The organism is Xanthobacter sp. (assembly GCF_041911315.1).
In the GTDB taxonomy this organism is placed as follows: Bacteria; Pseudomonadota; Alphaproteobacteria; order Rhizobiales; family Xanthobacteraceae; genus Xanthobacter; species Xanthobacter aminoxidans.
Map to the genome: position 1 here is coordinate 18,329 of NZ_JAYRPE010000083.1, position 13,307 is coordinate 31,635.

The 13,307-nt window shown below is 64.9% G+C and carries 16 protein-coding genes; 10 read left to right on the forward strand and 6 right to left on the reverse strand.

Annotated elements, in window-relative coordinates:
* Positions 1–80: 80 nt before the first annotated feature.
* From ACE3QW_RS23495 to ACE3QW_RS23530, 8 genes are all read left to right on the forward strand, one after another.
* Positions 81–860, forward strand: a complete 780-nt coding sequence (locus ACE3QW_RS23495; protein WP_374254390.1) for a transketolase — start codon at positions 81–83, stop codon at positions 858–860.
* Positions 853–1,833 carry a transketolase family protein gene (locus tag ACE3QW_RS23500; RefSeq protein ID WP_374254392.1) on the forward strand — a complete coding sequence of 327 codons (981 nt, stop codon included), beginning with the start codon at positions 853–855 and terminating at the stop codon, positions 1,831–1,833. The genes ACE3QW_RS23495 and ACE3QW_RS23500 overlap by 8 nt, the downstream gene beginning before the upstream one ends.
* Positions 1,834–1,839: 6 nt before the next feature.
* Entirely contained in the window at positions 1,840–2,634 is a 795-nt protein-coding gene (locus ACE3QW_RS23505) for an SDR family NAD(P)-dependent oxidoreductase (RefSeq protein ID WP_374254394.1), read from the forward strand.
* A 17-nt stretch (positions 2,635–2,651) separates the two neighbouring features.
* Positions 2,652–3,731 (forward strand): glycerol dehydrogenase, encoded by a 1,080-nt coding sequence (locus ACE3QW_RS23510; RefSeq protein ID WP_374254396.1) that lies wholly within the window; start codon positions 2,652–2,654, stop codon positions 3,729–3,731.
* A gap of 14 nt (positions 3,732–3,745) precedes the next feature.
* A complete protein-coding gene (locus ACE3QW_RS23515; RefSeq protein WP_374254398.1) occupies positions 3,746–4,897 on the forward strand; it encodes an epoxide hydrolase family protein in 1,152 nt (383 codons plus the stop codon).
* A gap of 62 nt (positions 4,898–4,959) precedes the next feature.
* Positions 4,960–6,273 carry an MmgE/PrpD family protein gene (locus ACE3QW_RS23520; RefSeq protein WP_374254400.1) on the forward strand — a complete coding sequence of 438 codons (1,314 nt, stop codon included), beginning with the start codon at positions 4,960–4,962 and terminating at the stop codon, positions 6,271–6,273.
* An 89-nt stretch (positions 6,274–6,362) separates the two neighbouring features.
* Positions 6,363–6,569 (forward strand): 2-hydroxymuconate tautomerase family protein, encoded by a 207-nt coding sequence (locus ACE3QW_RS23525; RefSeq protein ID WP_250166957.1) that lies wholly within the window; start codon positions 6,363–6,365, stop codon positions 6,567–6,569.
* A 34-nt stretch (positions 6,570–6,603) separates the two neighbouring features.
* Positions 6,604–6,840: a hypothetical protein gene (locus tag ACE3QW_RS23530; protein ID WP_374254402.1), complete on the forward strand. Its 237-nt coding sequence runs from the start codon at positions 6,604–6,606 to the stop codon at positions 6,838–6,840.
* A gap of 12 nt (positions 6,841–6,852) precedes the next feature.
* Here ACE3QW_RS23530 and ACE3QW_RS23535 read toward each other — a convergent pair whose 3' ends face one another.
* Both ACE3QW_RS23535 and ACE3QW_RS23540 read right to left on the reverse strand, forming a co-directional pair.
* Positions 6,853–7,212 carry a hypothetical protein gene (locus tag ACE3QW_RS23535; protein ID WP_374254403.1) on the reverse strand — a complete coding sequence of 120 codons (360 nt, stop codon included), beginning with the start codon at positions 7,210–7,212 and terminating at the stop codon, positions 6,853–6,855.
* Positions 7,212–7,418 (reverse strand): recombinase family protein, encoded by a 207-nt coding sequence (locus ACE3QW_RS23540; RefSeq protein ID WP_374254534.1) that lies wholly within the window; start codon positions 7,416–7,418, stop codon positions 7,212–7,214. The genes ACE3QW_RS23535 and ACE3QW_RS23540 overlap by 1 nt, the downstream gene beginning before the upstream one ends.
* Positions 7,419–7,900: 482 nt before the next feature.
* On the opposite strand from ACE3QW_RS23540, the gene ACE3QW_RS23545 reads away from it, so the two are divergent.
* Together ACE3QW_RS23545 and ACE3QW_RS23550 are read left to right on the forward strand one after the other, a co-directional pair.
* Positions 7,901–9,136, forward strand: coding sequence for an ABC transporter substrate-binding protein (locus ACE3QW_RS23545; protein ID WP_374254405.1), 1,236 nt, complete (start codon positions 7,901–7,903; stop codon positions 9,134–9,136).
* Between the two features lie 56 nt (positions 9,137–9,192).
* Positions 9,193–9,963 carry an MOSC domain-containing protein gene (locus ACE3QW_RS23550; RefSeq protein ID WP_374254407.1) on the forward strand — a complete coding sequence of 257 codons (771 nt, stop codon included), beginning with the start codon at positions 9,193–9,195 and terminating at the stop codon, positions 9,961–9,963.
* A 34-nt stretch (positions 9,964–9,997) separates the two neighbouring features.
* Here the strand turns inward: ACE3QW_RS23550 and ACE3QW_RS23555 are convergent, their stop codons facing one another.
* The 4 genes from ACE3QW_RS23555 to ACE3QW_RS23570 all read right to left on the reverse strand — a co-directional run bounded on the left by ACE3QW_RS23555 (position 9,998) and on the right by ACE3QW_RS23570 (position 13,296).
* Positions 9,998–10,927 carry a LysR substrate-binding domain-containing protein gene (locus tag ACE3QW_RS23555; protein WP_374254409.1) on the reverse strand — a complete coding sequence of 310 codons (930 nt, stop codon included), beginning with the start codon at positions 10,925–10,927 and terminating at the stop codon, positions 9,998–10,000.
* A gap of 68 nt (positions 10,928–10,995) precedes the next feature.
* Entirely contained in the window at positions 10,996–12,051 is a 1,056-nt protein-coding gene (locus ACE3QW_RS23560) for a GTP-binding protein (protein ID WP_374254410.1), read from the reverse strand.
* A 29-nt stretch (positions 12,052–12,080) separates the two neighbouring features.
* Entirely contained in the window at positions 12,081–12,380 is a 300-nt protein-coding gene (locus ACE3QW_RS23565; protein WP_374254412.1) for a hypothetical protein, read from the reverse strand.
* Positions 12,381–12,414: 34 nt separating this feature from the next.
* Positions 12,415–13,296: a polysaccharide deacetylase gene (locus ACE3QW_RS23570; RefSeq protein ID WP_374254414.1), complete on the reverse strand. Its 882-nt coding sequence runs from the start codon at positions 13,294–13,296 to the stop codon at positions 12,415–12,417.
* Positions 13,297–13,307: the final 11 nt, after the last annotated feature.

Genomic DNA, 13,307 nt, shown 5'->3' on the forward strand with positions numbered 1-13,307 from the left:
CGGACCCTCCTGCCATGACGCACACAAACCATCCTCCGACGGAGCCCGACCTGAAGGCCTTGGCGGAGCGGGCCCACAATATGCGCCGCCTGATGATGCGGATGGCGAGCGGCAAAGGCGAGGGCTACATCGCCCAGGGCCTGGCGATCGCCGACTTTCTCTCGGCGATGTATTTCCACGAGCTTCGCTACGACCCCGCCGATCCGCACTGGCTGGGTCGCGACCGGTTCGTGCTCTCCACGGGGCACTACTCGATCGCCTTCTACGCCTGCCTCGCCGAGGCGGGCATGTTGCAGGTTGAGGAACTGCCGACCTACGGCTTGAACGGCTCGCGCCTGCCGATGAGTACCTTCGAGAACGTGCCGGGCATCGAGGTTTGCGGCGGCTCGCTGGGGCAGGGACTGGGGCAATCGGTCGGCATGGCGCTGGCGGCCCGGCTGGACCGCAACGGCGCCCGCGTCTTCAGCGAGCTCTCGGACGGGGAGCTCCAGGAAGGCTCGACGTGGGAGGCGGCCATGTCGGCGACGACCTTCAAGCTCGACAATCTCGTCGCGCTCATCGACTGCAACGGCATCCAGGCCGACGGCGCGGTCCACGTCGCGATCGAGCCGGTCGCGGAGAAATGGCGCAGCTTCGGCTGGGACACGCGCGAGGTTGACGGCAACGATCTGGCCGCATTGACGGCGGCGCTCGCCGCCTCCCGAGAGCCGGACGGCGCTCCCAAGGCGATCGTCATGCGGACCGTTCCGGGCAAGGGCATTCCGACACTGGAGAAGCGCGAGCGGGCGCATTTCGTCCGCGTCGGCAACGACGAATGGGATGACCTCACCGCCGAGATGGAGGCTCACTATCATGGCTGAGCAAGTTTCCGGGCGCACGCTCGGCATGGGCGAGATCGTCGACACCGGTGCGAAGCCCTTCGAGTTCGCCCCCTTCGGCACGGAGCTCGCGCAGCTCGGGAAGGAACGCACCGAAATCGTCGGATTGACCGCCGACATGGGACGCTACAGCGACATCCTGCCGTTCCGCGACGCGCATCCCGAGCGCTTCTTCAACGTCGGCGTCGCCGAGCAGTCCCTGATCATGACCGCAGCCGGCCTCGCGAAGGCGGGCAAGATCTCATACTGCACCAGCTATTCGGCCTTCATCACGCGGCGCGCCTATGACTTCGTGGCCATCGCTTGTGCGCACGCCTTGGCGGAGGTCAAGATCTTCGCCGGCATGCCTGGCTTCATGAACGGCTACGGCGCCACCCATCAGGCGACCGAGGACATCTCGATGATGCGGGGCATCGCGGACCTGACCGTGATCGACCCGTGCGACGCGACCGAACTCAAGCAGGTCGTCCGGGCCGTCGCCGACATTCCCGGCACCGTGTATGTCCGCAACCTGCGCGGCAAGGTGCCGGTGGAACTCGGCGCGGATTATCGCTTCATTCCCGGCAAGGCGCAGGTGATCCACGAGGGCCAGAGTGTCGGCGTGATCGGGACGGGCTTCATGTCGGCCCGGGCGCGCGACGCGGCCAAGGTCGCGGCCGAACACGGCGTGAGTGCCGCCGTCCTCCATGTCTCCACCCTCAAGCCCTTCGACAAGGACGGTGTCATCGCTTTCGCCAAGCGCTTTGACAGGCTGGTCGTCACCGAGAACCACAAGATCTCGGGCGGTCTCTGCACGCTGGTGGTGGAGGCGCTCTACGAGGCCGGCCTGATGAAACCAATGGTCAAGGTCGCGCTTGCTGACAGCTTCTTCGAATGCGGCGCGCAAGCCTGGCTTGAGCACAAATACGGCATCGACCTGCCGCGCTTGGTCCAGGCGATTGTCGAGGGGAGGTAGGTGCCGATGCAACTCGAGAACAAGGTCGCTCTGATCACCGGTGCCGGCTCGGGGCTCGGTCTCGCGACAGCGCAGGCCTTCGCGCGAGAGGGCGCGTGCATCATGATCAACGACCTCCGCGAGGAGGTTGCGCGCAACGCCGCGTCTGCGCTGGGAGGGGGACATGCCTCCATCGGCGGCGATGTCTCGCGGGAAGCCGATGTCGACGCCATGGTCCGGGCGACTCTTGATCGCTATGGCCGGATCGACATCCTCATCAACAATGCCGGCGTGCCCGACAGCTTCGTGCCGACGGTCGACCAGCCGCTGGAGCACTGGCAGCGGCTGATCGACATCCATCTCACCGGGACCTACCTGGTTTCCAAGAAGGTCGCGCCGCACATGATCGCGCAGGGCAGCGGCTCAATCGTCAACCTGTCGTCGATCGCCGGCGTGCTCGGCCTGCCGGTGCGCACGGCCTACAGTGCCGCGAAGGCCGGCATCAGCATGCTGACGCGCGTGCTCGGCTGCGAATGGGGCCCCCACAACGTCCGCGTCAATGCGATCGCGCCGGGCTACATCCTGACGCCGATGACGGAGGAGCTGATCCGCGAGGGCAAGATCGACTCCGATCGCGTCCGGCGGCGCACACCGATGGGCAAGCTCGGGCGGCCCGAAGACATCGCCGAAGCGATGATCTTCCTCTGCTCCGACCGCGCCCGCTTCATCACCACCGTCATCATCCCTGTCGACGGCGGCTACTGCGCCTGGGGTGCCCCGAGCGACGCCTATACAGGCGAGCTGACCGGCGCCATCGGCTGAACCACGGAACGATCATCATGAGGATATTCGGATCGCCGGGGCGCTATATCCAGGGGCCGGGCGTGCTCGCGGACATCGGCCGGATCGCCAAGACAATCGGCGCAAGCGCCTGCGTGATCGTCGACGACGGCGTAAGAGATCTGGTCGGCGCGCCGATCGAGCGTAGCCTGAGGGAGGCGGGTGTCGCGGCCCTCGTCCTGCCCTTCTCCGGCGAGATCACCTATGCCCGGATCGAGGCTTTGACGGAGCGCGCGCGTCCCGTCTCGCCCGCCCTCGTCATCGCCGCCGGCGGTGGCAAGGGGCTGGACGTCGGCAAGGGCGTCGGCGAGCGCCTTGGCGTGCCGACCGTGACCGTGCCGACCATCGCCTCCAACGACGCGCCGACCAGCGCGACCTATGCCGTCTACGACGACAGCCATACGATGATCGCGACCGATCGCATGATCGGCAACCCGCACACCGTGCTGGTCGACACCCGACTGATCGCCAACGCGCCCGCGAAATTCCTGCGCTGGGGCATCGGCGACGCGCTGACCAAGAAGTTCGAGGCGGACGGCTGCTGGGCGGGGCGGGGCAAGACGCCCTTCGGCACCCGTCCGCTGCGGACCGGCATGGTGATCGCGGACGCTGGCTATCGAACCCTGCGTGCCCATGCGGCCGCAGCGCTCGCCGCGGTCGAGCGCCGGGAGGTGACCGACGATGTCGAGGCGACCGTGGAGGCCTGCATCCTGATGAGCGGACTCGGTTTCGAGAACGGCGGGCTGTCGCTCGCCCATTCGATGACGCGCGGCCTGGTCAAGGCGCGCGACGCCATGAAGGCTCCCCACGGAGAGCAGGTCGCCTACGGCACTCTCGTGCAACTCGCCGCGGAAAACCGCCCCGATGCGGAGGTCCTCGATCTCATGGGCTTCAATCGCGAGATCGGCCTGCCGGTGCGGCTGGCCGATCTCGGCATGAAGAACGTCACGAATGAGGAGATCGACGAGATCGCGCGCCGCACCATGACCGCCCCGCACATTGCCAATTTGGCCATCGAGCTCGACCAAGCCGGGATCGCTGCCGCCATGCGGCGGATCGAGCGGCTGGCGGCGGGCTGAGCCGCGTCGGCGCCATGACGGAACCCCGCCCCTTCACCTATCACGTCCCCGACGTGGCCATCGCCGATCTGCGCGAGCGGCTTGCCCGCACGCGGCTGCCGGATCGCCCCCCCTGCGCCGCGTGGGAGCTTGGAACCGACAACGATTATCTGGCCGACCTTCTTGCCTATTGGCGGGACCAATTCGACTGGCGCGCGCAGGAAAGCCTGCTGAACGGCTTCGCGCAATTCCGGCTGCGTCTCCCGGACGTCGATCTGCATTGCCTGCGTGTCGAGGGGCGTGGCCCCGATCCCGTTCCACTGCTGCTCTGCCATGGCTGGCCGGGATCGGTCTTCGAATTCCTGGAGCTGATCCCGCGCCTGACCGATCCGGAGCGCTTCGGGCTCGACCCACGGCTCTCCTTCACCGTCGTTGCTCCCTCGCTGCCGGGCTACGGCCTTTCCTTCGAACCCGGTCAGGCGCGTTTCGGCGTCGAGGAAATGGCCGACAGGCTCGTCGATCTCATGGGCGCCTTCGGTCACGAGCGCTTCCTGGTCCAAGGCGGAGACTGGGGCGCCTTCGTCGCTGCCCGAATGGCCCACGCCCATCCCGACCGGATCGTCGGCCTGCACCTCAACCTGCTGCCGCTGCCACGCGATGGCGGCCCATCCCCAGACGCTTCGCCGGAGGAAATTGCCCATTTTGACCGGCTGCGCGTCTGGCTGCGGGAAGAGACCGGCTATCAGTGGATCCAGGGCACGAAGCCGCAAACCCTCGCCTTCGCCATGACGGATTCTCCGGCCGGCCTCGCCGCCTGGCAGGTCGAAAAATTCCGCTCCTGGTCGGATTGCCACGGAACGATCGAGAACGCCATCCCGCGCGACAGACTGCTGGCGAACATTGCCTTCTACTGGTTCACCGGCGCGATCAGCTCCGCCTTCCATCCTTACTACGCGCGCATGCACCGGGACTGGCCGATACCGCGCGGTACCCGCATCGCCGTACCCATGGGCTATGCGCAATTTCCCCACGAGATGGTACGGCCGCCCCGCACGCTCGCCGACGCGATGTTCGCCGACATCCGTCAGTGGAACTCAATGCCCCGGGGTGGGCATTTCGCGGCGCTGGAGCAACCCGAACTGCTGGCGCACGAGATCCGCTCCTTCGCCGAGGCCCTGCAATCGTGACTGGGGGCAAGGCCGTAGTGATCCTGTCTGCCGGCGCCGTGCCCAACGGAGCGATGGACACAATGCCCAAGCCTATCCCGCGCCTCGTCTGGGCGGACCTGCCACCTGCGGTCCAGCGCCGTGCCGTCTGGCTCGTGCGGGATCTCGTCGCCGCCTCTCTGCCGGGTGCAGGCGTGGCTTCGGCAGCGATCACCGCGGCACATGTGGAGCGCAATTTCAGATCGGGTGGCGCGACCATCCTCGCCTCGGGCGCGCGCTCGACGGTGTCAGGCGCGGCGCTGGCCAACGGCATGCTCTCGGATGCGCTGAGCCTCAATGACGGCCATGTCCTCGCCAAGGGCCATCCGGGCGCGAACATTATTCCCGCGGTGCTCGCTGCGGCGGAGGAGGCCGACGCAACGCTCAGCGAGTTCCTGGCTTCAGTCGTTTTCGGCTATGAGCTCGCGGTGCGCGCGGCGATGGATTTGCACGCCCGCAGCCCAGTTTATCGCGCGGCGGGCGCCTGGGGCCCGATGGCATCCGCCGCCGCCATCTGCCATCTGCGGCGCCTGTCGGACAATGTTATCCGGCACGCGATCGGTTTCGCCGAGTTCCACGCGCCGCATGCGCCGCTTCTGCCCTCGCTCTCGCAGCCGGCGATGACGAAGGACGCCATCGGCTGGGGCGCGTTCCTTGGCGCGACGGCGGCGGAACTCGCCGAGGCGGGCTTCACCGCGCATGATTCCGAATTCTTCGATGCGGACCCTTTCGAAGATATCGGCCGGACCTGGCGATGCCTCGACGGCTACGTCAAGCCATTCCCGGTGATCCGGCTCTCGCAGCCGGCGATCAAGGCGGCACTCGACCTGCGCGGCCGGCACGCGCTCGATCACCACCGCATCGCGCGCGTTGCCATCCGTACCTTCGCCAACTCAGCAAATCTGCCGCGCCTCATCCCCACCGTGACGGAGGAGGCGCAGTACGGCCTGCCATGGCCCGTGGCCTACGCCCTCGTGCATGGTCGCTTCGACGTACAGGACGTCATCGACGGCCTCTCCGATCCTGATGCGGCGGCACTCATGGGCAGGATCGAGGTCTCCATCCTGGCCGAATACGACGCTCTCTATCCGGCAAAGCGCGTGTCCGATGTCTCCATCGAAACCGATAGCGGCGAACTCTTCAACTCCGACCCGGTCACCGCCGACGGCGATGCCGGCGATCCGGGCTGGGAGGACATCATCGAGGCGAAATTCCGCGCACATGTCGGGCTAGAACCGGACGATCTCGATGCGCCTCTCTGCGATCGTCCCCTCGGCCGTTTGCCTCGAGACGAACTCATCGCCGCGATCTGCCGAGCCTCAGGCCCGATACGGTGCGGGACGCGCTCCGGGCACTGACCCATGACTGGTCTGGCGCCCGGACCAGGTCTCACCTTGCCACCCCGCGCCCGCGGCGGTGAGCTGTATCGCCAGCGAATGGAAAGATCATGCCCATCGTTACTGTGGCTCTCATGGAAGGGCGTACGCAGGAGCAGAAGGACGCAATGTTCGCACGCGTGACAGAAGCGCTGTGCGCGACACTGGACTGCCGGCCGGAGCAGGTCCGCATCAGGGTTGAGGACATGTCCGACGGCGACTTCGCAGTCGCCGGCAAATCCGTTGCCAGGAGCAACGCGGAACGGGAATCGCCATGAAACATCGCATGCACGCCGACCAGGAACCCACCGCATGAATGACGAGAGTGGCGAAGGTACGATCAGGACCGAAAGGCGCGGCGCGCTGATGCTGATCGGGGTCGACCGGCCGCGGAAGCTCAACGGCTTCTCAGGCATTATGGTGACTGCCCTCGCCGACGCCTACCAGGTCATGGAGGATGAGCCGGACGTCCGTGTCGGCGTGCTGCACGCCTTCAGCCCGCATTTCACCGCGGGGTCCAGCTTGACCTGGAGTGGGCCCTTCCGGTAGACGGATTGAACTTTAGGAATTGACCGTGGGCCGGGCTTTCAGAGGATGAGAGCCCATGACACGCATTGATCTCACAGCATCGCGTTCAAACGTCAGATCGCGCAGGAGTTCATCTCCGGCGAGACGCTGCATGGCCTTGCTAAGCGGCACGACCTGTCGTGCGACCTGATCCGTTTGTGGGTGCAGAAGCACGAGACCGGCGCCTTCGATGAGGACGCCGAGGCTGCGGACCGGATGCAGGAATACCAGATAGCCTAGGAGACATTCGCCGACGTCGCCGAGAGCCTTCCGACATTCATCGACGACGTCTACAACACCAAGGGGCGTCACTCGGCGCTCGGCTATCTCAGCCCGCGCCAGTTCGAGGATCATCACGCCCGGCAGACGGTCCAAACCGAAGCTTGACCACTGTCCAGTTCAAAGGGCCCACTCCAATAGGGGGCAGGTTCCACGCCGATTGACAGCCCATGCATCGGAAAGTGACCTGAGACGACGCCTCGCTCACTCAACTCGGCCAGCACATTGAGCAGATCGCGCGTGGAGCGCGCAAGGCGGTCGAGCCGCACGACAATGAGCACATATCCGGCCTTCAGCGAGGTGATGCAACGTCGCAACTTTGGCGCCGCTTGCCGCCTCAGAAAAGACGTTCTGGCAGCCAGATGCCCTGAGGTGCTCGATCTGTCTATCCACCATCTTCCGCCAGTAGATAGAGCGCACAGACACCGACCACGAATGCATTATTAATTACAATTATATACACCAAACATATTAAATTTTGATGTTTCGTCTCGCGCATAGAATATTTTGTAATTATATAAATATCATCAATTGCACAATTATCGCCTCGCGTTATCGGAAAGCCAATTCGATAATCGGGCACCCAACCTCGATGTGAAAACAGAGTTCACCTCTGCAGCAAAAGCAGGCTGTCGAAGCGACCGATGAGCTTAGCTCATTCATTGGTGCCAAAAAATGGCTTGTAACCTGCAAGCATCCGGTGGGATTCAGTCATCAACGAGAAGGAAAAATCCCCCAGAGACCGTGGAACGGGGAATTGCAGATGACTAAATCGAGGTCGATTGCCTATACAGCAGCCGTATTCGTTAGCTTGGCGTCCTTTCTGCAGGCAAATGCGCAGAGTGGCGGCAATCCGGCGTTCTCCGACGGGGTGATCAAGCTCGGGGTCCTCACCGATATGTCAGGGCCCTATGCCGATTACGCTGGTAACGGCTCCTTCACGGCTGTGAAGATGGCGGTGGAAGATTTTGGCGGAAAGCTCGGCGGAAAGCCCGTCGAAGTGATCGTCGCGGACCATCAGAACAAGAGCGACGTCGGGGTCTCCATCGCGCGGGCCTGGTACGACGTGGACAAGGTGGACGCCATCTTCGACATCTCGAACTCCGCGGTCGCCCTCGCCGTTACAGGGGTGACGAAGGAAAAGAACAAGGTGGTCATTCTGGGCGGCGTCAGCACCCCAAAAATCACCACCGACACCTGCACGCCCAATAGCGTCCAGTACATTTACGACGCGAACGCGCTCTCCAACGTCGTCGGAAAGGCGATCGTGCGCGACGGCGGCGACACCTGGTTCTTTCTCACGGTAGACTTCGCCTTCGGGCACGGGCTTGAGAAAACCACTGCCGACGTGGTCAAGGCGAGCGGCGGCAAGGTGCTTGGCAGTGTTCGTTTCCCCCTGAATACGGCGGATTTCTCCTCCTTCCTGCTTCAGGCGCAGGCCTCCAACGCGAAGGTCATCGCCCTCGCCAGCGCCGGCTCTGACACGACCAACGCGATCAAGGGAGCAAACGAGTTCGGCATCTCCAACGCCGGCCGCCAGCGGGTGGCGACGCTGCTCACCTTCATCACTGACGTGCACAGCATGGGGCTGACCCAGGCGCAGAATCTGCTGCTTGCCACCGCCTTCTACTGGGACCGGGATGAAGAGGCGCGCAAGTTTGCAAAGCGCTTTCAGGAGCGCATGGGAAAAATGCCAACCATGGTGCAGGCAGGCATGTATTCGGCTGCCATGCACTATCTCAGGAGTGCCGAAAAGGCGGGGACCGATGCCGGTACGGAAGTCGTCGCCCGGATGAAGGCCGAGCCTATCAACGATTTCTTCTCAAGGGGCGGCCACATCCGGCCAGATGGCCTTCATGAGCACGAGATGCAGCTGATGCGGGTGAAGATTCCTGCGGAATCCAAGGGGCCGTGGGATTACTACGCTCCGCTGTCCACCGTTACTGCTGCGGATGCCTTCTCGCCGATGGTTCCGGGCGCCTGCGCCGCCATCAAGTGACGTATGGGTGCGGCGGCCAACCCTGCCGCCGCGCCCATTTTCTCATCGAGGTCAGAATGCGCATCGTCAATCTGTTCCGCTATCCGGTGAAGGGCCTGTCTGCCGAAGCCATGGGCGAGGTGGTGCTGGAGGCCGGTTTCGGCTTTCCCCTGGATCGCAAGTATGCGGTAACGGACGGGTCATTGCAGTTCGACCCTGCCGCGCCGAAGCCGGCACCCAAGACGCAATTCCTCATGCTGGCCAAGCATGAGAACCTCGCCCGGCTGAAGTCACGTCTCATTGAGGCCGATAACCGGCTGGAGCTCCGCAACGGGGCTGACGTGCGCACCTTCGCGCTTGACGATGCCGCGGAGCGGAGCGCCCTGGCACGCTTACTCGCCGGCGTGGTGGATGTGCCACTGCCTGGCGAGCCGGAGGTCGTCCATGCCCCCGGCCATCAGTTCACCGATGTCAGCGTCCACTCGGTCGCGCTTATGCGCTCCATTTCCCTGATCAACCTGACCACTGTAGGGGACCTGTCGGCCCATCTCGCCTTGCCACTCGACCCCATCCGTTTCCGCGCCAACCTCTATTTCGAAGGTCCGGCCGCCTGGAGCGAACTGGATTGGGTGGGGCGGCGCCTCGGCATTGGCGAAGTGGCGCTGAAGGTCGTCCGGCGCACCAAAAGATGCGCCGCGACCAGCGTCGATCCAGATCGGGCGGTGCGCGACATCAACCTGCCCATCGCCATCCGCGATTATCAGGGCCATGGCGACCTCGGGATCTACGCAGAGGTCGAGGCCGGAGGCAGGATCGCGGCCGGCGATCGTATCGAGCTGCTCGACTGAGGCGCGAGCGCGCGGCTCCGGGGGCCGCACGCACTCAGCACTGGCCCACCAGCCAGCCAGAAAAGAGCTTCACCTCGCTCGTCAGGGCCTTGTCCCTCGGGCAGAGCAGGTAGTATCCGCCAGCGCTGCGGACGCTGAGCTCGAACGGTTTAACCAGCTCATCGCGCCAGTCCACATTGTCGATCTCGATGGTGGGCACACAGGCGATGCCCTCCCCGTCGCGCGCCGCCATAACCGCCATGAAGGAATGGCCGACATCCACGCGCCCTGCGCCTTGCGTGGGAGCGGCACCGGCAGCATGGAGCCAGGCAGCCCAGCAGTCAGGCCGCTTCTGGTTGTGGATCAGGCGGAACCGCCCGAGGTCGTCCAGCGAGGTGAGCGGGCCGTGCCGCTCGAACAGCCGGCGGCTCATCACCGGCGTGATGCGATCCTCCCAAAGGGGCGTGACCGATACATCGTCCCACGTCTCCGTCATCCGGAAATCGATCTGCGGGGCGTTGGGATCGAAGGTTGCGCCCGGAAGCTTGCCGACGCGTAGGGCCACATCGACGCCTTCCCTCTTGAAATTCACGGGCTCCAGTGAGGACGAGACCTGCAGGCGGATCTCAGGATAGGTCATCATGAAGGTAGTCAGCCGCTGCATCAGCCACAGGACGCCGATGGTGGGCAGGACGCTGACCGAAAGAGAGCGCGCTTCCTGCAGACTCTGCACGGTGGCGCGCTCAATCTCATCGAGCGCCGAGATGGCGGCTGCGAGATAGCTCTGGCCGAAGGGGGTCAGTTCCACCTGCCGAGTGAGGCGCCGGAAGAGCGGCGCGTGGAGGAAGTCCTCGAGCAGCTTGATCTGACGGCTGATGGCGCCCTGGGTTACGTTGAGTTCGTCGGCAGCCTTGGAGAAGCTCAGATGGCGACCGGCGGCCTCGAATGCGCGCAGAGCCAGCAGCGGCGGCAGACGGCGCTTCATCGGCGGCCCGCGTCGGCGTCACGTCCTGAAATGCCACGTCGAATATGAAGCGTCAGCATGGCGGAACTCTAACCCTCCGGATCAGCGGATTTCAACGTGTCCTCTGGCTGACGGGGCATCGTTTCCCATGCAGCAACCCCCTCGCCGACGCAGGCTGCGAACGAGCGGACGATCCGCTCCTTGGGCAGGCCGTCCACGATGAACACGAGGAAGGATGGCAGGTCCGCATCGCCCTCCCGCTCCATGTGCTCGGGGAAATAGGCGATGTGCCGGACGCAATTAATCAGCACCGGCGCATCCGCTCCCTTCAAGGTCAGGAAGCCCTTGATGCGCAAGATGCGGTCGCCATGACGGTGCAGCAGCAACGACAGCCACAGGGCGAGGCGGCTCCACTCCAGCGGCTGCTCCACGCGCAGGCAGAAAGTTTCGGGTTCCGCCGGCAGACATGCGAAGGCGCCGGTTGGTCGCCGCAGGGCCGGCCGGAGGCTTTCCCCCCGCCAGCGTCCTGCGAGGGCACTGCTGGCGATGCGGTCGGCCCTTAGGTCCGCGGCCTGCTCGACCAGCCAGCCGAACTGCGTCTCGACGGCCGGACGACGGGACGCGAGCGGCTGCACGCGGGCCACGTGGGCATCCACCGCCGCCAAGGAGTCGGAGGCGGCCATATCGGTCTTGGTGATCAGGACGACGTCGGCGGCCTCGATCTGGCGCCGGTGCTCTGCGGCATCGAGACTCTCCAGGGCGTGGACCCCGTCGACGAGCGTGACGACGAGGGCGATCCGCAGCTGGCCATTGAGATAGCGATCCGACGTAATGGTCGCAATCACCGCCAGCGGATCCGCGAGCCCGCTCAACTCGAGGATCACACGATCGAAGTCCTTCCGCGTACGATGCAGGGCAAGCACCCCGTGCAACTCTTCCTTGACCCCGCGGTCGATACGGCAGCACAGGCACCCATTGGCGAGGAGCGCGACCGCGCCGGTATTATTGCGCAGCAGATGGTCGTCAACGCCGAGAGCCGCTGCCTCGTTCACGAGCAGCAACGTACGCGTGAAGGCAGCCTCATCGAGCGCCCGACGCAGGAAGGTTGTCTTGCCGCTGCCGAGGTAGCCGGTGACGATGAACACGGGAAGGCGGAGATCGCCCGTCGGTCCTTTCATCGTGCGCCGGCGGTGCCGGCCTCCATGCGGGCGATGAAGGCGTCGTCCAGCGGGTCGACGGGACGACCCGACAGGCGCGCGACGCCCTCCCAAACCTCAGGCAATGTCTCGACGATCAATGCGCCGCCGGCCCTGTCCTCAAGGATCCACGAGGTGAGCATCCAGTCCCGCACCGCGATGCCGGCGTGGGCGCAGATCATCGCAAGCGCGCGCGCCTGGGCCATGCGCGCGGCGGCCGGAAGCGGATCGCGCCCTTCGCCTGCGGGGTACCGACCGGGGCTCGACCAGTGGCCCATGCCACTCCATATGCCGCACATGCCGCACACGGGTTCAGCCCGCGAATGGGTGGGCGCGGTCGAATTCGCGGGCAATGGTCTCCAGCGTCTTGAATTCGACGCCCGGAAGCCGTGCCATGTGCTCGACTAGTCGTGAGAGCATCCGCAACACCTGCGGCCGGCCGGCCACGTCCGGGTGCAGGCAGAAGCAGAAAACCGCCTCGTCCAACTCCTCGTAGACCCAGTCGAACTGCTCGCGCCACAGCTCCTCGATGTCCTTCGGGTTCATGAAGCCGTGGCTGTTCGGCGACTTCTTGATGAACATCATGGGCGGCAGGTCGTCGAGATACCAGCTCACCGGAATCTCGATCAGCGGCGTCTCCTTGCCCCGTGACAGGGGCTTCATCCAGCTCGATGCCGGCTGGCCATAGTCGATGGCAGTCCAGCTGTCCCCCACGCGCAGGCGATAGCAGGAGAAGTCGCGATGCATCATGGAGTGGTCGTAGAGAATGCCACGTTCCATCAGAAGGCCGGGGGTGTTGGGGCTCAGCTCCCACCATGGCGCGGCATAGCCCACGGGCCGCCGCCCCGCGAGGCCGGTCAAAAGCTCGATGCAACGATCCAGGACGTCTGCCTCCTGAGCCGGCGACATGGCGAGCGGGTTCTCATGGGTGTAGCCATGCAGCGCGATCTCGTGTCCGCGTGCCGCGACCTGCGCCATCTCGGCCGGAAACGTCTCGACCGAATGGCCGGGGATGAACCAGGTGGTCTTCAGGCCGTAGCGATCGAACAGGTCGAGAAGCCGGAGGCTTCCCACCTCGCCCGCAAAGAGGCCGCGAGAAATGTCGTGCGGGGAATCCGCACCGCCGAACGTGCCTATCCACGCGGCAACCGCATCTACATCGACGCCGAATGCACAGGTGATTTTCTTCGTCATGTCATGTCGCC

Coding starts and splice junctions, on each gene's coding strand:
- ACE3QW_RS23515 (WP_374254398.1), top strand. CDS start 3,746: ATGACGGAACCCCGCCCCTTCACCTATCACGTCCCCGACGTGGCCATC.
- ACE3QW_RS23550 (WP_374254407.1), top strand. CDS start 9,193: ATGCGCATCGTCAATCTGTTCCGCTATCCGGTGAAGGGCCTGTCTGCC.
- ACE3QW_RS23570 (WP_374254414.1), bottom strand. CDS start 13,296: ATGACGAAGAAAATCACCTGTGCATTCGGCGTCGATGTAGATGCGGTT.
- ACE3QW_RS23495 (WP_374254390.1), top strand. CDS start 81: ATGCGCCGCCTGATGATGCGGATGGCGAGCGGCAAAGGCGAGGGCTAC.
- ACE3QW_RS23525 (WP_250166957.1), top strand. CDS start 6,363: ATGCCCATCGTTACTGTGGCTCTCATGGAAGGGCGTACGCAGGAGCAG.
- ACE3QW_RS23535 (WP_374254403.1), bottom strand. CDS start 7,212: ATGATCCTCGAACTGGCGCGGGCTGAGATAGCCGAGCGCCGAGTGACG.
- ACE3QW_RS23565 (WP_374254412.1), bottom strand. CDS start 12,380: ATGGGCCACTGGTCGAGCCCCGGTCGGTACCCCGCAGGCGAAGGGCGC.
- ACE3QW_RS23520 (WP_374254400.1), top strand. CDS start 4,960: ATGCCCAAGCCTATCCCGCGCCTCGTCTGGGCGGACCTGCCACCTGCG.
- ACE3QW_RS23510 (WP_374254396.1), top strand. CDS start 2,652: ATGAGGATATTCGGATCGCCGGGGCGCTATATCCAGGGGCCGGGCGTG.
- ACE3QW_RS23530 (WP_374254402.1), top strand. CDS start 6,604: ATGAATGACGAGAGTGGCGAAGGTACGATCAGGACCGAAAGGCGCGGC.
- ACE3QW_RS23500 (WP_374254392.1), top strand. CDS start 853: ATGGCTGAGCAAGTTTCCGGGCGCACGCTCGGCATGGGCGAGATCGTC.
- ACE3QW_RS23555 (WP_374254409.1), bottom strand. CDS start 10,927: ATGAAGCGCCGTCTGCCGCCGCTGCTGGCTCTGCGCGCATTCGAGGCC.
- ACE3QW_RS23505 (WP_374254394.1), top strand. CDS start 1,840: ATGCAACTCGAGAACAAGGTCGCTCTGATCACCGGTGCCGGCTCGGGG.
- ACE3QW_RS23545 (WP_374254405.1), top strand. CDS start 7,901: ATGACTAAATCGAGGTCGATTGCCTATACAGCAGCCGTATTCGTTAGC.